This window comes from Marinobacter sp. bablab_jr008 (assembly GCF_016464145.1).
GTDB lineage: Bacteria > Pseudomonadota > Gammaproteobacteria > Pseudomonadales > Oleiphilaceae > Marinobacter > Marinobacter nauticus.
In genome coordinates, this window is the sequence record NZ_JACDWW010000063.1 from 29,589 (window position 1) to 51,239 (window position 21,651).

General features: G+C 57.9%; 19 protein-coding genes. 8 read left to right on the forward strand and 11 right to left on the reverse strand.

Going from position 1 to position 21,651, the window contains the following annotated elements; all coding sequences use genetic code 11:
- Positions 1-78 precede the first annotated feature (78 nt).
- The 3 genes from JIF53_RS12520 to JIF53_RS12530 all read left to right on the forward strand — a co-directional run bounded on the left by JIF53_RS12520 (position 79) and on the right by JIF53_RS12530 (position 5,255).
- A complete protein-coding gene (locus JIF53_RS12520) occupies positions 79-2,292 on the forward strand; it encodes a TonB-dependent receptor plug domain-containing protein (RefSeq protein ID WP_153740127.1) in 2,214 nt (737 codons plus the stop codon).
- 117 nt (positions 2,293-2,409) lie between these two features.
- The gene (locus JIF53_RS12525) at positions 2,410-3,324 is read left to right on the forward strand and encodes an ABC transporter substrate-binding protein (protein WP_227548824.1); all 915 of its coding nucleotides are present in this window, start codon (positions 2,410-2,412) and stop codon (positions 3,322-3,324) included.
- Entirely contained in the window at positions 3,321-5,255 is a 1,935-nt protein-coding gene (locus JIF53_RS12530) for an ATP-binding protein (RefSeq protein WP_199452617.1), read from the forward strand. The genes JIF53_RS12525 and JIF53_RS12530 overlap by 4 nt, the downstream gene beginning before the upstream one ends.
- A 50-nt stretch (positions 5,256-5,305) precedes the next feature.
- Here JIF53_RS12530 and gorA read toward each other — a convergent pair whose 3' ends face one another.
- From gorA to gspE, 11 genes are all read right to left on the reverse strand, one after another.
- Positions 5,306-6,667: a glutathione-disulfide reductase gene (gene gorA, locus JIF53_RS12535; RefSeq protein ID WP_023010225.1), complete on the reverse strand. Its 1,362-nt coding sequence runs from the start codon at positions 6,665-6,667 to the stop codon at positions 5,306-5,308.
- Positions 6,668-6,684: 17 nt separating this feature from the next.
- The gene (locus JIF53_RS12540) at positions 6,685-7,359 is read right to left on the reverse strand and encodes a GNAT family N-acetyltransferase (protein WP_199452618.1); all 675 of its coding nucleotides are present in this window, start codon (positions 7,357-7,359) and stop codon (positions 6,685-6,687) included.
- Between the two features lie 39 nt (positions 7,360-7,398).
- Positions 7,399-7,932, reverse strand: a complete 534-nt coding sequence (gene gspM / locus JIF53_RS12545) for a type II secretion system protein GspM (protein ID WP_011784849.1) — start codon at positions 7,930-7,932, stop codon at positions 7,399-7,401.
- A 4-nt stretch (positions 7,933-7,936) separates the two neighbouring features.
- Positions 7,937-9,244 carry a type II secretion system protein GspL gene (gspL, locus tag JIF53_RS12550; RefSeq protein ID WP_011784848.1) on the reverse strand — a complete coding sequence of 436 codons (1,308 nt, stop codon included), beginning with the start codon at positions 9,242-9,244 and terminating at the stop codon, positions 7,937-7,939.
- A 2-nt stretch (positions 9,245-9,246) separates the two neighbouring features.
- Entirely contained in the window at positions 9,247-10,245 is a 999-nt protein-coding gene (gene gspK, locus JIF53_RS12555) for a type II secretion system minor pseudopilin GspK (RefSeq protein WP_011784847.1), read from the reverse strand.
- On the reverse strand, positions 10,238-11,002 hold the full coding sequence (gene gspJ / locus JIF53_RS12560) for a type II secretion system minor pseudopilin GspJ (RefSeq protein ID WP_199452619.1): 765 nt from the start codon (positions 11,000-11,002) through the stop codon (positions 10,238-10,240). The genes gspK and gspJ overlap by 8 nt, the downstream gene beginning before the upstream one ends.
- A complete protein-coding gene (gspI, locus tag JIF53_RS12565; protein WP_011784845.1) occupies positions 11,002-11,379 on the reverse strand; it encodes a type II secretion system minor pseudopilin GspI in 378 nt (125 codons plus the stop codon). The genes gspJ and gspI overlap by 1 nt, the downstream gene beginning before the upstream one ends.
- Positions 11,376-11,903 carry a type II secretion system minor pseudopilin GspH gene (gene gspH, locus JIF53_RS12570; protein WP_014421646.1) on the reverse strand — a complete coding sequence of 176 codons (528 nt, stop codon included), beginning with the start codon at positions 11,901-11,903 and terminating at the stop codon, positions 11,376-11,378. Before gspH ends, gspI begins: the two co-directional genes overlap by 4 nt.
- A 6-nt stretch (positions 11,904-11,909) precedes the next feature.
- Positions 11,910-12,356 carry a type II secretion system major pseudopilin GspG gene (gspG, locus tag JIF53_RS12575; protein ID WP_031210904.1) on the reverse strand — a complete coding sequence of 149 codons (447 nt, stop codon included), beginning with the start codon at positions 12,354-12,356 and terminating at the stop codon, positions 11,910-11,912.
- 88 nt (positions 12,357-12,444) lie between these two features.
- The gene (gspF, locus tag JIF53_RS12580; RefSeq protein ID WP_011784842.1) at positions 12,445-13,656 is read right to left on the reverse strand and encodes a type II secretion system inner membrane protein GspF; all 1,212 of its coding nucleotides are present in this window, start codon (positions 13,654-13,656) and stop codon (positions 12,445-12,447) included.
- Positions 13,657-13,659: 3 nt separating this feature from the next.
- Positions 13,660-15,168, reverse strand: coding sequence for a type II secretion system ATPase GspE (gspE, locus tag JIF53_RS12585; protein ID WP_022992398.1), 1,509 nt, complete (start codon positions 15,166-15,168; stop codon positions 13,660-13,662).
- Between the two features lie 206 nt (positions 15,169-15,374).
- Between gspE and JIF53_RS12590 the strand changes: the two genes are divergently transcribed.
- The 5 genes from JIF53_RS12590 to JIF53_RS12610 all read left to right on the forward strand — a co-directional run bounded on the left by JIF53_RS12590 (position 15,375) and on the right by JIF53_RS12610 (position 21,585).
- Positions 15,375-16,031 (forward strand): type II secretion system protein N, encoded by a 657-nt coding sequence (locus JIF53_RS12590; protein ID WP_199452620.1) that lies wholly within the window; start codon positions 15,375-15,377, stop codon positions 16,029-16,031.
- A gap of 8 nt (positions 16,032-16,039) precedes the next feature.
- Positions 16,040-16,699 (forward strand): transglutaminase-like cysteine peptidase, encoded by a 660-nt coding sequence (locus JIF53_RS12595; protein WP_014421651.1) that lies wholly within the window; start codon positions 16,040-16,042, stop codon positions 16,697-16,699.
- A gap of 123 nt (positions 16,700-16,822) precedes the next feature.
- The gene (locus tag JIF53_RS12600) at positions 16,823-18,427 is read left to right on the forward strand and encodes an FAD-binding oxidoreductase (protein ID WP_199452621.1); all 1,605 of its coding nucleotides are present in this window, start codon (positions 16,823-16,825) and stop codon (positions 18,425-18,427) included.
- 7 nt (positions 18,428-18,434) lie between these two features.
- The gene (locus JIF53_RS12605) at positions 18,435-20,033 is read left to right on the forward strand and encodes a glycerol-3-phosphate dehydrogenase/oxidase (protein ID WP_199452622.1); all 1,599 of its coding nucleotides are present in this window, start codon (positions 18,435-18,437) and stop codon (positions 20,031-20,033) included.
- Entirely contained in the window at positions 20,026-21,585 is a 1,560-nt protein-coding gene (locus JIF53_RS12610) for an FGGY-family carbohydrate kinase (RefSeq protein WP_199452624.1), read from the forward strand. The genes JIF53_RS12605 and JIF53_RS12610 overlap by 8 nt, the downstream gene beginning before the upstream one ends.
- The last annotated feature ends 66 nt before the right edge of the window (positions 21,586-21,651 follow it).

Sequence of the window (21,651 nt, forward strand, 5' to 3'; positions counted from 1 at the left end):
CAAACGAGGCTCTCTCACTTAGGATTAGTTGAGAACCATAACAATATTTTCATCTCGGCAAATTATAGAACGACACACATGGCCATTACGAATTACCTGTTTGCAAAGCAACGCTCTCTTCATCGCTTGCAAGGACGCATATGGTTGTCGGTTTCTCTCTCTGCGGCCCTGAGCGGGACGGCATTACCCGGCACCGCACAAACTCTCGATTCCGGTTTCGAGGACAGTATTCCCGGCTTGAACGCCGCGATACCGGAAGTGCTGACCACCACCAGACTGCGGCAGCCCAAAACCCGAGTGCCCGGCAGTACGACGGTGATTGCCGGAGACCTGATTCGGGACCTGGGTATCAGAAGCCTGTATGAAGTCTTCCGCCTGGTGCCAGGCATGGTAGTGAACTTTGTTGGCAGCCATCAGCCCGTGGTTACCTACCACGGCACAGTCCACTACGAACAGCGGAGAATGCAGGTTCTGGTAGACGGCCGGACGGCTCACCGGGCAACCCTGTCCGACATGGACTGGGAAACCATGCCTGTGCCCCTCGAGCTGATCGAGCGCATTGAGGTTGCCAGAGGACCGAATTCGGCCGCCTATGGTATCAACGCATTTCTGGGCACCATCAACATCATTACTCGGGATCCTGCGGACAGCGCCAACCTGGAAACGACGGTCACCAGTGGCTCCAGGGGCTACCTGCGCACGTTTGCCTCCACCGGCAATGCGGATTCGAGCTACGACTGGCGCCTGAGTTTCGAGAAACGCAAGTTCGACGGATTTGATTATCAGGTCGATGACGATGAACGCTTCCCGTTCAATGATGGTCACGACATTAACTCTTTTATCTACGATTCTCGACTGACATTTACGCCGCGGACTAACCTGGAACTTCAGGGCGGCGTGGTCGATGGCACCAAATACCAGGACAAGGACAAAAGCGGCGAACTCAATCCGCTGGATCATCCGGACATCGACGTGCGGGACTACTATCTGCAAAGCAAGCTCAACCATAGTTTCTCAAGCGAGCATTTCATCCACTTGCAGGCCAGCGTTGAGAACTTTGACCGGCGCCAGGAATATGCCATCAGTTTCCCGGACAGCACGGTGGAATGCCTCCGAAACAACACTCCATTGTACGAGTACACGTACACGGCCGGCGGGCGGGAACGGCGCTGTTTCATATCCCAGGGCGGTCCCGACGCTTTTGCAGTAGTGGATGCAGATTCCGAAGATACCCGGATTGAACTGGAAGCTCAGGATACGCTGATTGTCAGCGACAGCCTGAAACTGGTTTCCGGCGCGGGTTTCCGTAAAGATATCTTCCGTTCAGAAACCTACTTCAACGGGCGCGGAAACAACTATCAGTCCCGCTTGTTCGGCAACCTGGAATACAGTCCCTGGCAATGGGTCACCTTTAATGCCGGCGGCAACTGGGAGCGAACCAGCACCACAGGCGACAGCTATTTCTCTCCCCGCGCAGCCGCAAACTTCGTGGTGAACAATAACCACGCCCTGAGGTTTGTGTTCTCCCAGGCTGTCAGAACTCCTGATGGCTTTGAACAAAGCCCTGACTGGGGATACACCCTGCGTAATGTCAGACCGGCAATCTATTCTGACCTTGAAGGTCGCCGCGTCACGATTGAGGACGCCGCCCAGGAAACAAGTATCCTCACACTGGGTAACGATCTTGAGGAGGAGACCATAACCTCTCACGAAATCAGCTACTTCGGGCAGTTTCCTCTGGATCAAGCGTTGTTCTCGCTTGAAGTCAGAGGCTTTCGCGATGAGCTCAGAGACATGATCAGTGGCGTTATCCAGCTCAAGGAGTGGACGCTGGAAAACAACGTGGCCGTTGACCAGAAGGGCTTTGAGGTTGAAGCCAGCCTCGATTTTCCCGGCACCCTGCTTCGAGCAAGCTACGGTTATCTTGATCAGGAGACCTGGTATACCGGCGCGCCAATTCTGGAATCTGACGGCACGGTAAACGAAAACGAGCAGCGCTACATGACCGAACTGCTGGAGCGGATGTCTGTCCGGCACTCGGGTAGCCTGGCGATTATTCAGGATCTTCCCGCAGGCTTTAAGTGGTCTGGTGCATTTTACTGGGCCGACGAATTCAACACCCGGTTTGAGCGCTTTGATACCCGGTTGGTGAAACAGATATTCCAGCCCCGTTATACGGCTGAAATCGCGCTATCCATGCAACATTACCTGAACCGGGAACCTGAGCTAAGCTCAGACAACAACATCGAAGATCATAACCAGTTTTTTGTTGAAGCCGGTATTCGCTTTTGACGGTGTGCAGGGCAGGAAACTAAACAGTCAATGGAATGGGCCAGCTGTCAGACGATGCTCAACCCTAACGGTAACGTTACAACGGGCCGTACACTCAAACTTGCCAGATTCACCTCTATGTTGGTCTGGCTGATGGCTTTGCTGTTCGTGAATTCTGGTCTCGCGCTAGGCCAGGAATCGGGGACCAGATCAGCCTATATCGCCGGATCTGGAAACGCGGCTCTGGATGACCACGTTGCTCGCCTGCTGACAGAACAGCTTGGCGACCAGGTCACACTGGAGCCACTGACTGAAAGCCAGCTCGCCGTTCTCGAGAATGAACCAGTGATCGCAATAGGGCCTGCCGCATTCTCACGGGTGCGCCAGGCCAACAGAGATCTTCCGGTTTTGGCATTACTGGTTGATAAGGATTTCATCGAGGGGTATACCACACGATTTTCCGGCCAGGTTTCTGCCGTCTATTACGATGCGCCCTTATTACGGCAAGCCTTGACCGGCAAGGTCATCCTGCCCCAGGCAACCCGCGTCGCCTTGCTTGCCACGACCGAAAGCGTAGAACTTTACGAACCCCTCATCGATCAACTGGCACCCTACGGCCTGGAGGCCAAGGTCTTTATTGCCGATACCGAGGATCAACTTATCCCAAGCCTGATTCGTGCCCTCAGCTTCGGTGATTTTCTGCTTGCCGGACAGGATGATGCCATTTACAACCCACGCAATATCAAACACATTCTGCTAACCGCCTATCGCAGGAACAAGATCCTGATCGGCCCGAGCCAGGCCTACGTCAAGGCCGGCGCCCTCGCCTCCAGCTACGCGCCGTTCATTGAGATGGCTGAGCTTGCAGCCGGTCACCTGATAGCCTATTTCGACTCTGGTACCTTCCCGGCGCCAACCTACCCGGACGAATACCGGGTTGAGGTAAACCAGCAGGTTGCGCGATCCCTGAACATCCCGATGCCAGAACGGGAGTGGATTGCCCAGGCGGTACAAAACATGATTAGCGAGAACAACCAGGAGGCCGGCCAATGAGCAACACAGCCAACACTCCCGGCATGTCGCTCTCGCGGCGCCTTCTCCTGCTTGGCGCCCTGCCCGCGGTCGTGATTTTTGTGGCGTTGATGGTTTTCTTTACCTCAGCCCGTCTTGAAGATGCCCGTCTGGATCTGGCCCAAAGCAGTCAGATGCTTGCAGACAGCCTCGCTCCGGCACTTGAGTATGCCGTGGTCTCCGGTAACTCAACGGCTCTGGAGCAGGTCCTCGGGCAGTCCCTGAAACGCAGCAAAGCAGACTGGATTCGCGTGACCGACGTTGTTGGTGAAGAGCTCGGTTTTGTCAGCCGAGGTGTTGAATCGGAACACACAGAAACCGGGATCTTCGACATCTATGAGGCCGAGATTCTTCAGGAACCGCTGGAGATCGGTTCCGGAGGAGCGGGTGACTGGTTTACCGGCGGCTGGAACTTCAATTCCGGATCGCTTCGGGTCGGACTGGTGCAAGTCGGGGTGAACCCCGACGTTCTGGAAACCCGTAGGCAGGATATTCTCTGGAGCTCCCTGACCGTGGGCTTTGCCTTGCTGGTGTTCAGCCTGCTGCTGGCAAACCATTTCCTGAACAATATCCTTCAGCCCATGCGACAACTGTCCAGCCGCGTTGGCAAGCTGATTGTTGGTGACTACACCACGCAACCGGTCTCGAGCAAGGGCAGTGCCCGGGAAATTGCGGAGATACAGCAACAATTGAACGAACTCGCAGTTCACCTGGAACAACTTCGATCTGCCCGAGACCAGACACTGGCGATTTCTGAAAGTGCCCGGGAGAAAGCTGAACACGCCAGCCAGGCCAAGTCAGAGTTTCTCGCTACCATGAGTCACGAACTTCGGACTCCTCTGAACGGCGTGCTCGGCATGGTTGACCTGATTCATGAAGAGCCGCTGACCAAACGTCAGAGCGACTACCTGACCACGGCCCGGCAATCCACGGAAGACCTGCTGACCGTGATCTCCGATATCCTGGACTACGCCAGAATGGACAATGGCAATCTGGTATTGGACCAACAGGCCTTCGATCTTCAGAGCCTGTTCACCAATTGCGTCGCCTCATACCGTCACGCCGCAGAAAAGCAGGGGCTGAGCCTGGATCTCCAATTCCTCGGTGAATGGCCACGGCATCCTGCCGTGCTGGGGGATGCGCCGCGAGTGAGACAGATCCTTGCCGGGCTGATCGACAACTCACTGAAGTTCACCAGCGAAGGGTTCGTCGGTATCCGGGTGAACTGGCTTGAGCTTGAAAACCACTGCGTACTCGTCCAATGCTCGGTTAAGGATTCAGGCTCTGGTATTCCTGCGGAACGACTGCAAAGTGTCTTCAACAGCTTTGAGCAGCTGGACGCCGGCGATAACCGGGCTCACGGTGGCACAGGGCTCGGGCTGTCGCTGGTCCAACGCCTGGTCGAATTGATGGGCGGGCATGTGCAGGTGGAGTCCGACATCGGCCAGGGGTCCTCATTCCGGTTCGAGCTGCCTTTCGAGCTAGCCTATCAGAATCCTCCAACCGATGAGCCACGGGAACAGGTGACCGGTACCGCCCGGGCGCTGGTGGTCGAGGATAACCTGGTGAACCAGAAAGTAACGGAAGCGCTGTTGCGGAAGTTCGGATTCCAGACCGAATGCGTGACCAATGGTACCGATGCTGTTAGACGAATCAAAAATGACCACGAAGGTTATGATGTCATTCTGATGGACTGCCAGATGCCAGTAATGGATGGCTATGATGCCACCCGTATGATCCGCGACTGGGAACAGGGAAATGGTCAGAGCGGCGTACCCATTATCGCACTGACCGCCGATGTGTCTGAGGATACTGAGAAAGCCTGCAAAGAAGCAGGTATGAACGACTATCTGACCAAGCCCGTGCGAAGGGATACGTTGCGGGAGGTACTCTCTCGCTGGATTCGCGTGTAATAACGAGCGCCGGAGCTGGCAGGCTTTGCACTCCGGCGCTATCCACCCTGTCAGGCCACCGGCTCTCGCATGGTGACAAACTCTTCAGCGGATGTCGGGTGAATGCCCATCGTAGCGTCAAACTGGGCCTTGGTGGCACCGGCTTTAATAGCCACCGCCAGTCCCTGGATGATTTCACCGGCATCCGGCCCAACCATATGGGCGCCCAGTACCTTGTCTGAACTATCATCCACAATCAGCTTCATCAGACAGCGCTCATCACGGCCGCTCAGGGTGTACTTCATGGGGCGAAACTCGGAACGGTAAATCCGCAGCGAATGCCCCGCGTCCCGCGCTTCTTTCTCGGTCAACCCGACCGTTCCGATATTAGGCTGACAGAAGACAGCGGTCGGTATTGCGCTGTAGTCCATATCACCCTGGCCATCACCAAACAGCCGCCGGGACAGCACCATGGCCTGCGCCAGCGCAACCGGCGTTAGCTGCGGCGTTCCGATGACATCACCAAGGGCGGAGATGGACGGTACCGCCGTCTGGAAATGATCGTTCACCTCAACATGACCCGAAGCATTGAGTTCCACTCCCAGATCGGTCAGCCCGAGTCCGTCTACGAGCGCGCGGCGACCTGTCGCAGCCATAACCAGCCCGGTCTCCATGCTGCTGCCATCGCTCAGATTCACCTGGTAGTGAGCATTCAACTGCTCGACAGATTCAATCGTGACATTGAACCGGAGATCCACGCCTTTCTTGCGCATCTCCTGTTCCGTGAACTTGCGGATATCCTCGTCAAACCCTCGCAGGAACAGCTCGCCCCGGTACAGCAGCGTGGTCTCCACACCAAGACCCGCGAGAATGCCGGCGAACTCGACGGCAATGTAACCACCGCCCCAGACCACGGCGTGGCGAGGTAACTGTGGCAGGTAAAACATCTCATTGGAGGTGAGCAGAAATTCCTTGCCGGGAACATCCGGAACCACTGGCCAGCTGCCCGTGGCAACTGTGATGTGCGCTGCCGAAAAAGCTCTATCACCAACGATCACCGTGTGAGGGTCGCGGAGACTGGCCGTACCCTCAATGATGGTGACGCCGGCATTCTCGAGCAATCGGCCATAAATGCCATTCAAGCGCTCTATCTCGGCATTCTTGTTGGCGACCAGCGTTGGCCAGTCAAACGAGACATCGTCTGTTGGCACAGACCAGCCATATCCGTGTGCATCTTCGAGCTCTTCCCTGACGTGCGCTCCATAGACAAAGAGTTTTTTCGGAACACAACCCACGTTAACGCAGGTTCCTCCCAGGTAACGGGATTCCACCACCGCCACCCGGGCACCGCGCTGGGCCGACATGCGGGCGAGCCGGACACCGCCGGAACCGGCCCCGATAACGATCAGATCAAAATCATGGCTCTCAGACACTGTTTCTCCTGTTTACTTCAAGATTGCTGTTGCCGGGGCTCACTCGACTGATCTTCGTCTGCGAGCACTTCCCGGAACAACACGTGGTCTTCAAAAAAATCACCAAGCCGGATCTTGCCCAGGCTTCGGAACCCCTCGGATTCATAAAACGGCAGGTAACGGCTGTTCCCGGTATCGAGCACCAATCCACTGCCCCGGGGGTTTTCCTCACACAGGCGCTCCACTGCCTGCAGCAACATCCGACCATACCCCTTGTGCTGGTATTTTGGGTTGACTCCCATCAACGGCAACTGATGCGCCTGCCTCTGCGGCAAAAGGTCGCGAATCCTGCGATGATACTCCAGATACCGGCGCGTAGATGAAAAGCCCGCCGTCAGAACCATACGCACCCGCCAGCCAAGCTGGTCTGCCAGATTCAGCCTGAGTTCCGGCTCACCCACAAACGCAACAGCAACCAGGGTTTCGTCCACCATCACACCGATGGCATCCTGATTCAGCTCCAGATAAAGGTCGATCAATTCCCGGATGGTCGCCCTCACCCTCTGGCTGTAACCGGGTTTCCGGTGATCGAACAGGTACTGGAATGTCGGCTCCTCCCGATAGGCATGAAAAAGCACCGACTGGGCCTCGTTTCGTGCCGTCTCGTCTAGGCGAACCAGAACAGCTTCAGCATTATTGTTATTGTCTGCCATTGTGTTGCTCCCTCGCTAGTGTGGGGTCACGCTTGCCGGTCAGATCGCCAGCGTAAGCCTCACGGATACCTGCCCGGGCCCATTGCCCCGATCAAGTGCGGCCTGGTCAATCACCACGCCATGATTACTGTGCAAACGCTCAAGCCAGGCTGCCACATCCGCATAGGCGGCGTTTTCAAGCCAGACCCGGATGGCACCCTCACCGCTGGGCTCGAAGCGTTGCAAAGAAAGCCCCGCCTCTCCGGCTGAACGAGTCACCAGGGCCATCAATGCCCGCCCGTCTTCCGGCTTGTCAGCCCCTGCCGCAGTTGTCGCTGCGCCACCAGCCGAGCCCAGGCGCTGAATGGTCGTCTCGTTAGCCCGCATCCAGGCCAGGAGTTCTGCGGCATTCTCACGACTCGAGGCAGCCCGGTCATGAAACTGAGTCACCGGCTGCCAGATCAGCAGATAAATCAATGCCAGCAACAGGGCTATACCCAGAGCAGTCAATGCCTGACGGTCGCGGGTGGGTAACTGATCATAGCGAGCAATCAGTTTGCCCACGGCTGGTTGATCCTTGATGCGTGACCACATGGGCTTATCCTCCTGAGACCGTGAGGCGGCCTCGGGCGCCGCTGGATTCGTTGACCACGGAACCGATCTGGGCCTGCAGCCCTTCGCTGGCCAGTCCGTTACGCAGACGGCTTAACCGATCATAACTGTCGGCCCGGATATCCACCACGAGTTCGCCCCGGCTCCGGCTGTAGTTGATCGAGTTAAAGGTAACAGCTCCGGGATTCTGCAGCCGGCCGTACTGATCGCCGGTGTATTTCATCAGGGTGATAAAATCGACGTCAGAGCCCTGGGAGCCAGCAACCCGTAACTGGCCTTCGATCACACGTCGTACGTTTCCGGCATGGGTTCGGCGGTCCGAGGGAAAGGCATTCCGGTAAACTGCCATGGCCTGGCTTTCAAGCTGCTCCGCTTGCTGCTGCTGGTAGATTCCCATACCGATCTCCAGCCCCATCTGGATCACGAACCAGAGTGATGCTACGGCGATAAGCGGCTTCCAGGGTTTCAGGGGGCTGCTGCCCTCCGCCTTGAACGCGAACGCCCCCTGGCACAGATTAATGGGCTGGCTCAGGTGATGGTGGTACGACCACGCCAGGAACTCGGTTACTGAAAACTCCAACGGCTTCTTTTCGATACGAAGAAGCCCGGTGGTTCCCGAAAGCTCGCTCACCAGGGCCTGGCTCGCGTCCAGATCTGCCTCGGTGCCATATAGCTGCACCGGAATTTCGGCCACCACTTCGTCAGACGAAGGCGCAGCAAGTGTCACTGCAAGCAGCGGAAGATTATCTGCCTGCATGCGCAGCCACTCTCCCCGCTGGCTCTGCAGGAGTGCCGACTCTGCATCCAGGCAGATCACCCATCCGGATTCCGCTGCCGGCAACAGTGAAGCGTCAGGATAGACGGCCTCCAGACGGGCGTGGTACCAGCCAGAAAACAGTTGGCGCCAGCGGGCCATCTGCTCGCGATCGATGGCAGCAACCCGGTAGCCCTCAGGCGTGTGCGGCCCCAGCGCGAGATGCACCGAGTCAATGTCCTGGGCTATCTGCTCCTCAACGGCATACGGCAGGGCCTGCTGAATAAAACGGGTCTGTTTCGCCGGTATATCCGCCAGACAGAAAACCGCCTCGTCACCGGGAATCAGCCCGATCAGCAGCACTTTCTCCAGCGCATTCTGTGCCAGCGTTTGCTCGATATGCTCCCGTGTATCAGCCGTGCCTCTGGCCTGAGCATCGCCACTGGCATCCTGGAGCACCCAGCTGAACAGCTGGGCATCGGGGCTCTGGTCCGGGTCCGCATACGGAGGCACCGGCCGGACAAAAAGGCGGTAAGACATGGTTATCCTTCTGAGAAAGTGTAAGGTTCCTTGGTAATGCGATTCTTCTGCCCGGTATCCCTGTGAACCGTCCGGACTTCGCCCTCCGGGTTTCTATACACGGTGCTGACCATATTGACGACACGATTATCGTAGGTAATCCGTGAGACAACTTCAAAAAAACGGGTCTGAAGCGTTAACCCGTTGGCTTTCAGGCCCATCCCCGAGAACTCCGGCAGTGCCAGGAAATCCTGAAGGTTTTCGAATCGTTCTTCTTCGCGCTTGGCAATAATCGATTCCGCCTGAGCCTCATTCATATCCTCGTGCAGACTCATCAGAACCTGCGCCGTCGCAGTATTCACGTTAATGCCGACGCCAGAGACTGGCAGTGCCACCAGATGAGGCCGCAGCGCAGCATAGATTTCCTCGGTCATGCCCTCAATCAGACGCAACTCGGTAATGGAAACAAAGGGCTGGTTGCCAGTGCGATACGGAGGGTCTGCCATCAGATACTGGCCGTCTTCGGCGCCATAAGCACTGATGGCCTGGTCGTCGGCGTCCATCCAGTCAATGAGCGGGTCTACGGTGAGGCCGGTGATACCCAGAGCACGAAATAACCGGGTGAGCCGGTCTTTGGTGATGGGGTCCACTTCTCCGCTCGCGGTGACCAGATTATTCAGGTTGATTCTTCCTCCAAGATCATCGATCTGGACCTCGGCAACACCACTGTCGTCCAGAGGCAGAATGGCAGCGTGCATGGCCCAGAACTCATCCGGGCTGTCGACCATCACACTGTTTTCCTTATCCTCTTCGTAGTCCCGAACCAGAATACGCTTGGCAAATTCCTCGGCACCCAGAGCAATACTCTGGCCTTGTTGCTGGGCCAGGTAATGGCCAGCCTTGAACACCCGCAGGCTTTGCTGGCGGGTCATGCCCGATGCCATCAATACCACCAGAGCCATCGCCAACAGCACCATGATCAGGGCGACGCCCTGCTGCCTGCTCCCGGCAAACTTAATCATTGCCGGTCACCCCGCCCGCGGCCTGGCCAGATCCGTCTTCAGCCGCGTCATCTTCCGACTCGGTCTGAGTCTCCTGTTGCTGATTGATCACCGCCTGGGCCTGCGACGGTTCAAAATCCGGCAAGCTGAATGTGCGGACCAACTCACCAAAGCGTTCATGTTCCAGTGTAATCTCAATCCCACGAGGCAAGGAGATGTCGGGTCGGGTACCCGGCGTCATCTGCGCCAAAGCGTCATCTTCCGGCCATTGCTCCTGCCAGTTACCGTTCTCATCCAGAAACCGGATTTCAAACTCCAGAACCTCGTCCAGCATCAGAATGTCCAGGCTTTCGTCTTCCTGCCCCTGATCCACCACAGGCCAATACCGACGGCGCAGTTCAGTTCCGGTATATTCCCAGCCGACGCGCTGCAGACCGCTACGCCGGAGACCAAGCGGATTGCGCCAACCCTGGCGGGTCAGCATCAACGCAAACGCATCATCCCTTGAGGTTAAGGACGGTGAATAATCACCATAAACATCCCGGGCGGGCCGGTTGATGATCTGGGTGATGTCACGTTCCAGCAGCAACATGGTTTTCTGCAAACCGTCGAACGCCTGGGCAACCTCATCCACCCGGTCCCGGGAGTTCATTACACTGCTCACCACCTGCCAAACACCCAGCCCGATCACGGCTGTGATAGTGACGGCAATCAGTACCTCCATCAGCGTAAAACCGGACTCCCCGGCTAACCTGACCTGGCGCGCGGGCATGCTCATCAGGTTTCTCCCAGGAAGGCAGCCAGGGTATGGACGGCAAACGGTTCTGATTGCGCCCCGGAGTATTTGGCTACGGTTACCTCAATCCGCCGCATCGTGGGCTCTGCCGTAGCCTCAACAACGGTGGTGACCCGCCAGCGGAAATTTCCGAAGTCGGTATCTTCCGAATTCTCCGAAATCCCTGGCAGCTCATCCTGAAGCCGTAGTTCGTTAATCCGGTTTTCCGCCACCCAGCCTGCCAGCGTCTTGTCACGTATGCGCTCGAAACTGGTGATGTAATTCCCGCCCACTTCGGCGGCGGCCGTTGCAATCAGACCGAACACGAGCAATGCGACGAGGACTTCAATCAGGGTGAAACCACGCTGAGGCCGACTCATGACTCATCCCCGGAACCAGGTTTGCGCCATTCCAACGGCGAGACGCCATCTGAAGCAACCACGTGCATCAGGTCAGTGTCCCGGCCCAGGGTGAATTCGATTTCAAACGGTGTGGTTTCACCACTGGAGAAGAACACCACGTCTGGCCTGAGCCGATCCTCGGCCGAGGCCAGTCGCGGAGCGTCACTTTCGATATACTGGGTAACGGTCAACCATTCCGGGAGGGTTCGCTTGTGGAATATGCGCTCACCTGAGGATTTCCACTCGCCTGTCTTATCCTGAAACGCCACGAACCGATAACCGTCTTCTTCCAGCAGCAAGCCCATTTCCAGGTTATTGAGAACCGCCTGTTCCTGTGCCGTTTGCATCAGGAGGTAGAGCTCCCGAACCTGGCTTTCCAGCTCGCGCTGCTGGGAGCTGCCGGCCATATTGAACACCGCCAGTGCCGCCAGCAGTCCGACGATGATCAGGACTACCAGAATCTCGATCAGCGTAAAGCCGTTTTGGTCAGCCCTGCGGCCCACAATCAATCAGTTCCCGCTGTCCCAGACGCTGATATCAGCGGCATCGCCATCCCCGCCTTCCTGGCCGTCAGAACCATAGGAATACAGATCGTACGGCCCGTCTACACCAGGGCTGACATACTGGTAGTTGTTACCCCAGGGGTCTTCGGGAACATTTTTCAGGTAGCCATCCGGGTTCCAGTTCTTGGGCTCAGGGCTGCCGCTGGGCTTGTTGACCAGTGCTTCAAGGCCCTGCTGGGTAGAGGGATAATGGCTGTTGTCCAGGCGATACAGGTCCAGTGCGTTGGCGATGTTACTGATCTGGGTTTCGGCCACCGTTACTTTGGCCTGATCACTGCGCCCCATGATGTTGGGCGCCACAATTGCCACCAACAGGCCGAGAATGACCATCACTACCATGATTTCGATCAGGGTGAAGCCCTTGGTCCGGGCCAGCGCTTTCGGTTGGTTCATGCTCATAGTTTCACTCATCTTGGGTCCGTTGTTTCTCGTCGCTTTCAGAAAAGTTTTCTGGCTTCCTTGCTGGCCCGACGGCGGGCCATCATCCCACCAGGTTGCTCATGTTCAGAATCGGCAGCATGATCGCCAGAACAATAATCAGCACCACCGCCCCCATGAACAGCAGCATCATGGGTTCAAACAATCCCACAATAGCGGCGATCTTGGATTGCAGGGTGTTTTCCTGCATGCGGGCCGTGCGTTCAAGCATACTGTCCAGCTCGCCACTGGCCTCGCCACTGGCAATCATATGCAGCATCATTGGCGGGAAGTAACCGGTCTGGTCCAGTGAACGGTGCAACGATCCCCCTTCACTGACCTTCCGGGCAGCCTCCCGCAGTTCCTGCCGGAGATAATCGTTGGAAAGCACCTCCCCGGCAATGCGCATCGCTTCAACCAGTGGTACACCACTGGTGGTCAGAATGCTCAGGGTACTGGCGTAGCGGGCCGTATTCACGCCTCGTACCATGCCTGCAAACAGCGGCAGGTGAAGTAGCCGCTTGTGAAACTTCAGGCGCACCGCCGGTTTCGTCAACGCGAAACGGAAGCCGATGATCGCCACCACCAGCAAGACTAGAAGGTAGACTCCGAAACTGCCGAGAAATTCCGACACCGAGAGCATAGCCACCGTCAGCCCGGGCAGCTCCTGTCCCTGCTTGAGAAAGACCTCGATAATGTCGGGCACCACATAGGTGAGCAGGAACACCACAATGGCAATAGCTACGACACTCAGGATAATCGGGTAAATCGCAGCCAACTGAATCTTCTGGCGGGCTTCTTGGCGACTTTCCGTGTAGTCCGCCAGCCGGTTCAGCACCAGGTCCAGATGCCCGGCATGTTCACCGGCAGCGACCGTGGAGCGGTAGAGCCGGGGAAAGGCCTTGGGGAATTCACCGAAGCTGTCCGCCAGTGTGTAGCCTTCCATCACCTTGGCCCGGATAGCAATCAGCATGCTGCGAATCCGCGGCTTGGTGGATTGCTGGGCGGCCGCACTCAGTGCCTGCTCGACCGGAATCCCGGACTGGATTAGCGTGGCCAGCTGTCGGGTGACCAGCGCGAGATCGGCTGCGCTCAGAGAGCCGCGGCTACTCAGTGGGTTGCTACGGGCCTGTTTTTCTACGGCCGCTTCTACCGCCAGCGGGGTCAGCCCCTTTTCCCGGAGTTGCTGGCGCACCGCTCTGGGCGCGTCGGCTTCCAGCACGCCCTGTTTCTGCTTGCCTCTGGCATCCAGAGCTTTGTATTCGTAGGCCGGCATGGATTACTGGCTCCGGTGGGTCACACGCAGTACTTCTTCCACCGTGGTTACGCCATCCAGAATCTTCTGAACGCCATCGGCATGAATACTCGGGCTGTGCAGGCGGGCCTCCCGTTCCAGATCCAGCTCCCCTGCGCGTTTATGAATAAGGGTGCTGATTTCTTCCGTGATCTCGACCACTTCGTAGATACCAATCCGGCCCCGATAGCCCAACTGGTTACAATGCTCACAGCCTTTGGCGCGGAAGATGGTGGGCGGGTTGGCCGGGTCCTGCTGGAGGAACTCACAATGCTCTTCGGTAGGCATATAGGGCTCGCGGCAGTGGGTACAGAGCACCCGCACCAGCCGTTGCGCAACGATACCGACAAGACTGGAGGAGATCAGGAAAGGCTCGATACCCATGTCCATCAAACGGGTAATGGCACCCACGGCGGTATTTGTGTGCAGGGTAGACAACACAAGGTGCCCGGTCAGACTCGCCTGAACGGCAATCTCCGCGGTTTCCAGATCCCGGATTTCCCCGATCATCACCACATCCGGATCCTGGCGCAGAATGGCTCGCAGGCCCCGAGCAAAGGTCATATCCACTTTCGGGTTCACCTGGGTCTGCCCAATCCCCGGCAGGTTGTACTCGATCGGATCCTCGACCGTCAGTATATTGCGGCTACGATCATTGATTTCCTGCAGCGAGGCGTAAAGCGTGGTGGATTTACCGGAACCTGTGGGACCGGTCACCAGCAGAATACCGTACGGACGATAGATCAGCTTGCGCAGGGTTTTCAGATCCTGCCCGGCCATGCCGAGTGACTCCAGCCGAATGGTGCCCGCCTGTTTGTCGAGCAGGCGCAGTACCACCCGTTCACCACTGGACGAAGGCATGGTCGACACCCGGATATCAACTTCCCGGCCGGCCACCCTCAAAGCAATGCGGCCGTCCTGGGGTACCCGCTTTTCTGCAATATCGAGTTTTGCCATAACCTTGATCCGCGAGACCAATAATGGTGCCAGCGCCCGCTTGGGCTGGACCACTTCCCGCAACACGCCGTCAATCCGGAACCGGACAATCAGCTGTTTCTCATAGGTTTCGATGTGAACGTCCGAGGCGTTGGTTTTGACCGCCTCGGTAAGAATGGCGTTAATGAGGCGGATAATGGGAGCGTCGTCCTCCTGCTCCAGCAGATCCTCCGTTTCCGGAACTGAGTCCGCCAGGGAGGCCAGATCCATGTCGTCACCGATCCCCTCCACCATTTGCATGGCTTCCGCCGAATCATTCTGATAGGCGGCATTCAGGGCCTGGTCGAAGCGGTCCGGTTCGACGGTAGAGAACTTCGCCCGGCCACCGCTCACGCGGTTTGCCTCGGCCAGTGCGGTGTGGGAAGCCCCCGGGCGCACGAGAATGACCGGCTCGCCCTCTTCGTTGCGGGTAAGGATGACTCCATTACGCTTGGCGAAGGTAAAGGGAAGTCTGCCCAGCGGCGCATCCTGCGGCTGAATGTCGGTTTGGGTGGTCAAGCTCGTCCTCGTTAAATCCGTCTGGTCACTGATTGTTCTTATGGGGCCACCCGTTGCGACGGCCCTCCACGTTGTCAGCGTAAGCAAAAAGGCTACCACAGGAATGGGAACCACTGAACAACTCTATACACTATACTGCCACTAATTCATTGCAGTCTGATAACCTGTGAGCTTTTTACGATTTCCCAATGCATTCAGGAACGACAATGCTTGCAATTGATCGAAGGACTCCGCTGCTTCTGGCCATAGCAGCAGCAACGGCCATGCTGGCGCTGACCGGCTGGCAAGGCTATCAGTTCTGGCAGAATGAAACCCAACGTACCCTGCCGCAACCGACCCGGGAAGCTTCAACAGGTGCAGATCAGGCCAGAACCGTGCCTGATGTTCAGTTGTCGGATCTGGAAGTGTTCGGCTCGGCGACTGCCACCCCGCAAAATGAAGACACCAACACAGAGAACCTGCCGGAAACCAACCTTCGCCTGTCCTTGCGCGGTGTGCTGGCAGCAGACGGCGACTTCCCCGGCAGCGCCCTGATCGAAGACGACAAAGGCAAAACCGAGGCCTTTCTGGTGGGTGATGAACTGCCCGGAAATGCCAGGCTTCGTACTGTGTTTGCCAATCGGGTCATCATTGAACGATCCGGCAAACTGGAAAACCTCTACTTCCCGGAGACCGAAGATCGCTCCGGGGACGATTTCGCAAGCAATGACGAGCCTGCCTACGAAGCTCCCCCACAGCAAGAGGTTCAGGTGCAAAGAGCACGCCCCCAAACCAGCGCCTCGTCGGCCGACCAGCAACAGCGGCGAGAGGAAATCCGTCAACGGCTGGAACAGTTACGCCAGCGGCTTCAGAACAACAACTGAGGCCCGCCATGGAAGCGGCAAGCAGACTTACACGTCGCCAGTCCCTGTTGCTTCCCCTTATCCTTACCGTGTCTGTTGTCAGCGCACTTGAATTAAGCAGCCGCCTGATGACCTATGTGCTGGAAGAGTTCGGCGAGGCCGCGCACCAGCGGCTTGAGAACTGGCAACGCCTGCATGCGCTGGCTGCCAACGCTCCGACAGATCGCCAGCTTCGGCTGGTTAATTCCTTCTTCAACCGGGTGACGTTTGTCAGCGACATCCGCCACTGGGGCCAGGAAGACTACTGGGCCACGCCGGTGGAGTTGCTCACCACCAACGGCGGTGACTGTGAAGATTTCTCCATCGCCAAGTACCTCACCTTGAGGGCCATGGGCGTCCCGGATGACCAACTCCGGATTATCTACGTCAAGGCACTGGAGTTGAACCAGGCCCATATGGTTCTGGCCTGGTATAAAACGCCGGGCTCCGACCCGTTGATTCTCGACAACCTGATCAATGACATCAAACCGGCTTCCCAGAGAAACGATCTGGAACCGGTATACAGCTTCAACGGTGAAGGCCTGTGGCTGAATCGCACATCCGGCGACAATGCCAGAATTGGCGATGCCCGGAAGCTGGAGCATTGGCGGGATCTTAACGACAGGCTGACCGAAGCCCTCCGCCCTTGAGAAGAACGCGCTGTGAATACCGATTGTCGGCAAATGACAGTGAGCTTGTCGCTCTCTGACACTGGTAACGGCCGGCCAGCCGTTAGAATGCCCGCAATTCGATAAACGATGGAGCAGTACAGAATGCGACGCTGGAATGGATGGGGTGACGAACAGTTCTCACTGGAATTACCGGAGCAAGGTCAGGCCTTTCTCACAGATCGTGTGGGAGGCGGCTCCCCGCTGGCGGATATCACCCTGGATGCCGCTTGTGAGCAGGTTCCGGGATCCCGGTTGCCCTCGGATGCCCGAGTTGACGATCTGATTGACCGAAGCCCGGAAACCCGGGTCCGGCACGCCCGGGGCCAAAGCCTGCCAGACTGGCTGGCCATGCGCAGCGGTGATATTGGCGAGTTCCCGGACGGCGTGGCCTTCCCGAACACCAGTACCGATGTTCGCGCCCTGCTCCATTACGCTAACGACAAGGATATCCAACTGATCCCCTACGGGGGTGGCACCAGCGTGGCTGGCCACATCAACCCGGTAGACCAGGGCAAACCGGTTCTGACCGTCAGTCTTGCAAATCTTAACCGCCTGATGGACCTCGATCGGGAAAGCCAGATCGCCACCTTCGGAGCAGGCACCCCCGGCCCACTGGTGGAATCCCAGTTAAGAGCCCATGGCTATACCCTGGGACACTTCCCTCAGTCGTTCGAGCTCTCCACGATTGGCGGCTGGGTGGCATCCCGCTCCAGTGGCCAGCAGTCACTGCGGTACGGCCGCATAGAACAGCTGTTTGCCGGCGGCCGGATTGAAACCCTGCAAGGCACCCTGACAATCCCCACCATTCCGGCCTCCAGCGCCGGCCCGGATGTCAGGGAAATGATCCTCGGTTCGGAGGGCCGGCTGGGCCTGATTACCGAGGTCAAAGCCCGGATCAGCCGTCTGCCTGAACAGGAAAGCTTTCACGTGGTGTTCTTCCCGGACTGGGACAAGGCCCGAACCGCCGCTCGCAAGCTGGTTCAGAACCGGGTTCAGCTTTCCATGCTACGACTGAGCAACGCCATTGAAACCGAAACCCAGCTGGCGCTGGCCGGGCATCCGAAACTGATCGGGCTACTGGAACGTTTTCTGGCTTTCCGCGGTGCGGAAGACGGCAAATGCATGATGACCTTTGGCGTAACCGGCAGCAAAGCCCAGTGCCGGGGAGCACTTACGGAGGCCCGCAAACTCTGCAGTGACTACAAAGGTGTCTATACCGGCACAAAACTTGGCGCGAAGTGGGCGGAGAAGCGCTTCACCATGCCCTACCTGCGCGAAGCCCTGTGGCAAATGGGCTATGCCGTGGACACCCTGGAAACCGCCACCGACTGGGACAACGTTGATACCCTGATGAACCGGATTGAAACCAACCTCAGGGAAGGTCTGGCAGACAAGAACGAGCGAACCCACGTATTTACCCACCTGTCCCACTTTTACGGCCAGGGTTGTTCCATCTATACAACCTATGTTTTCCGGGTTGCGGATAGCTATGACGAGACCCTGAGCCGCTGGCAACATCTGAAAAACACCACCTCAGACCTGATCGTGCGGAACCGGGGCACCATCAGCCATCAGCATGGCGTAGGCAAGGACCATGCCCCCTTCCTCCCTGTCGAAAAGGGAGAGCTGGGTATGCGTGCAATTCGTTCGCTGACCCAGAGCTTTGATCCGGACCAGCGCCTGAATCCCAAAACTCTGCTGGATTGAAGTGATCATGGATCGACAACAGATATTGGAAAACCTGAAGGGCGAAACGCAGACCTTCGATGTGGTAGTGGTGGGCGGCGGCATTACCGGCGCCGGCGTTGCCCGCGAAGCCGCGGGCAGCGGATTGAAGACGCTGCTGGTGGAGCAGAAAGATTTCGCCTGGGGCACCTCCAGCCGCTCTTCCAAGATGGTCCATGGCGGACTTCGCTATCTGGCCAGCGGACACATCGGGTTAACCCGCGATGCTGTCCGGGAACGCGAACGCATGTTGCTGGAAGCGCCTGGACTGGTCGATCCACTGCCTTTCCTGATGCCCCACTACAAAGGCAGTTTCCCGGGCCCCGGGCTGTTCCAGATGCTGCTGGCCATGTACGACCGCCTGGCCGGCACCCGCAGCCATCAGAAATATACGCCAGCGGAAACCCTGAACTGGGCCCCGGGGCTCGATACTACCAACCTGCGCGCCACCAGTCGTTTTACCGATGCGGTGACAGACGATGCCCGCCTGGTCCAAAGGCTGATTGCCGAAGCCTCCCACGACGGCGCCATGTGCCTGAACTACGTCGCCGCGACCGCCGTCGATCGGGATGATAACGGAACTGTCTGCGGATTAAGACTGACTGCCGAAGAGAATGCAGAGCAGAGCGCCATCACGGTCAATACCCGATGCGTTATTAACGCTACCGGCGCCTGGGCCGATCGGTTGCAGAAACAATCAGCGACAGATCACCCGCTCACCATCCGACCGCTGAGAGGCAGTCACCTGGTCATTCCGTGGCACAAGCTGCCGGTGACCTGCGCGGTTTCTCTGATGCACCCGGATGACCGAAGGCCTGTATTTGCCTTCCCCTGGGCAGGTGCCACGGTTCTGGGAACAACCGATCTCGAACACGCCAAAGATCTGAACGAGGAGCCGGCCATCACCGGTGGGGAAGTAAATTATCTGCTGCAAATTGCCACCCGTTTATTCCCCGGTGCGACCATTGAACGGGCCGACGTGCTGTCCACCTGGGCGGGCGTTCGACCTGTGGTCACCGACGGCGGAGGTAGAGCTCCGTCCCGGGAGAATCGGGAACACGCCATTCGGTACGACAAGGGCCTGATCAGCATCGCCGGCGGGAAGCTCACCACCTTCCGCCAGATGGCACGACAGGCGTTGGCCATGGCCCTGGGTGATCAGCATGAAGACCGGCTTCGTAGCGACGAGCAACGGGTATTCACGGCCACGCCAAACGACCGTAAACCCGATGATATTCCGACGCTGGCCTGGCATCGGCTGGGCGGCTATTACGGCCCGCACCGCCAGTCTATTCTGAACCAGGGTGACGCGACCGAAATCCCGGACACCGGTTTGCTCTGGGCCGAATTGGAATGGGCCTGTCGCCATGAACAGGTTCAGCATCTGGATGATCTGATGCTGCGGCGTACCCGCCTGGGGCTGATCCTGCCTGACGGGGCGGCCAGCTTACTTCCTGAAATCCGCAACCGATGCCAGAGCCTGCTTGGCTGGAATGATGCCCGCTGGGATCAGGAGCAAGAGCGGTATCTGGCAACCTACCGTAAGGCCTACCAACTGCCGATGGGCGAGGATGCCCGGGATGCCTGAGACCCCACTGATACTGGCGATAGACAACGGCACCCAGAGCATCCGCGCCCTGCTGTTTGACACCCAGGGTAACTTGTTGGGTAAGGGCAAGCAGGAAATCGAGCCTTACTTTTCCGAGCAACCCGGCTGGGCAGAACAGCACCCGGAGTACTTCTGGGACAACCTTGGCATTGCTTGCCAGCAACTCTGGCAAACCACCAGCGCCCGCCCGGAGCAGGTGGTGGGCGTGACCGTCACCACGCAACGCGGCACGGTGGTCAACCTCGATCGTGGGGGCAAGCCCCTGCGGCCCGCCATCATCTGGCTGGATCAGCGCCATGCACGGGTAGACGGGGCGGTGAAAGGCCCCTGGGGCTGGCTGTTCAAGCTTGCCCGCCTGGAGGAGACCATTGGCCGCTTCCGGGAAAAAACCCAGGCGAACTGGATCGCGCAGAATCAGCCGGACATCTGGGCGAAAACCCACAAGTACCTGCTGTTATCAGGCTATTTGAATTACCGATTGACCGGTGAATACCGCGATTCCACCGGCAGTCAGGTGGGCTACCTGCCCTTTGATTATAAACGCCAGCGTTGGGCGGGGCCCCGGGATTTCAAATGGCAGGTGATGCCGGTGACCCCGGGTATGCTGCCTGAACTGATACCGCCTGGTGAACAGATCGGAACCCTGCTGCCTGAGGCGGCGGCGCACCTTGGCCTGCCGGGTGGACTGCCCGTCATCGCCGCGGCATCAGACAAAGCCTGCGAAATTCTCGGCTCCGGCGGTCTGTCTCCGGAGACCGGCTGCATGAGCTATGGAACCACGGCCACCATCAACACCACCAATGCCCGCTATGTGGAACCCACCCGGTTCATGCCGCCGTATCCGTCTGCCCTGCCCGGCCACTACTCCACCGAAGTCATGATCTATCGGGGTTTCTGGATGGTGAGCTGGTTCAAGCGGGAGTTCGGGCTGCGTGAGCAAAAGCTGGCAGAACAGAAAGGCATTGAACCCGAAGCCCTGTTTGACGAACTGGTGAATGCGGTGCCGCCAGGCTCCATGGGTTTGATGCTACAGCCCTACTGGAGCCCCGGCGTGCGCCAACCTAGCCCGGAAGCCAAGGGGTCCATTATCGGCTTTGGCGACGTGCACACACGAGCTCACGTCTATCGGGCCATACTGGAAGGGCTGGCCTACGCCTTGAAGGAAGGCAAGGAACGCATCGAGAAACGCAGCGGCCAGGCTATCAAGCGGCTTCGAGTGGCAGGCGGCGGGTCCCAGAGTGATGCGGCCATGCAATTGACGGCTGATATATTTGGATTGCCGGCGGAACGCCCGCATACCTATGAAACCTCCGGACTGGGAGCGGCTATTGATGCCGCCGTGGGGCTGGGATTACACCCGGATTTCGACACGGCGGTCACGGCTATGACCAGAACCGGCCGGGTATTCGAGCCCAACCCGGAAGCATCTGCGCTTTATCAACGTCTCTACCGGGAGGTTTATCAGGATATGTATCCTCGCCTGCAACCACTGTACAAAAAGATCCGGGAGATTACCGGCTATCCGCGCTAGCCCTTTTGGTGACTTTTTATTCAGGGGAGCCTATAATGATGAAAATTCATCAACGGAGGCCAGGGC

Bases quoted from the DNA above. Each gene is read 5' to 3' on its own strand.
- gspM (WP_011784849.1), bottom strand. From the start codon at position 7,932: ATGTGGTCACGCATCAAGGATCAACCAGCCGTGGGCAAACTGATTGCT.
- JIF53_RS12540 (WP_199452618.1), bottom strand. From the start codon at position 7,359: ATGGCAGACAATAACAATAATGCTGAAGCTGTTCTGGTTCGCCTAGAC.
- JIF53_RS12610 (WP_199452624.1), top strand. From the start codon at position 20,026: ATGCCTGAGACCCCACTGATACTGGCGATAGACAACGGCACCCAGAGC.
- JIF53_RS12605 (WP_199452622.1), top strand. From the start codon at position 18,435: ATGGATCGACAACAGATATTGGAAAACCTGAAGGGCGAAACGCAGACC.
- JIF53_RS12595 (WP_014421651.1), top strand. From the start codon at position 16,040: ATGGAAGCGGCAAGCAGACTTACACGTCGCCAGTCCCTGTTGCTTCCC.
- gspK (WP_011784847.1), bottom strand. From the start codon at position 10,245: ATGATTAAGTTTGCCGGGAGCAGGCAGCAGGGCGTCGCCCTGATCATG.
- gspG (WP_031210904.1), bottom strand. From the start codon at position 12,356: ATGAACCAACCGAAAGCGCTGGCCCGGACCAAGGGCTTCACCCTGATC.
- JIF53_RS12525 (WP_227548824.1), top strand. From the start codon at position 2,410: ATGTTGGTCTGGCTGATGGCTTTGCTGTTCGTGAATTCTGGTCTCGCG.
- JIF53_RS12600 (WP_199452621.1), top strand. From the start codon at position 16,823: ATGCGACGCTGGAATGGATGGGGTGACGAACAGTTCTCACTGGAATTA.
- gspJ (WP_199452619.1), bottom strand. From the start codon at position 11,002: ATGAGCATGCCCGCGCGCCAGGTCAGGTTAGCCGGGGAGTCCGGTTTT.
- JIF53_RS12530 (WP_199452617.1), top strand. From the start codon at position 3,321: ATGAGCAACACAGCCAACACTCCCGGCATGTCGCTCTCGCGGCGCCTT.
- JIF53_RS12520 (WP_153740127.1), top strand. From the start codon at position 79: ATGGCCATTACGAATTACCTGTTTGCAAAGCAACGCTCTCTTCATCGC.
- gspF (WP_011784842.1), bottom strand. From the start codon at position 13,656: ATGCCGGCCTACGAATACAAAGCTCTGGATGCCAGAGGCAAGCAGAAA.
- JIF53_RS12590 (WP_199452620.1), top strand. From the start codon at position 15,375: ATGCTTGCAATTGATCGAAGGACTCCGCTGCTTCTGGCCATAGCAGCA.
- gspL (WP_011784848.1), bottom strand. From the start codon at position 9,244: ATGTCTTACCGCCTTTTTGTCCGGCCGGTGCCTCCGTATGCGGACCCG.
- gspI (WP_011784845.1), bottom strand. From the start codon at position 11,379: ATGAGTCGGCCTCAGCGTGGTTTCACCCTGATTGAAGTCCTCGTCGCA.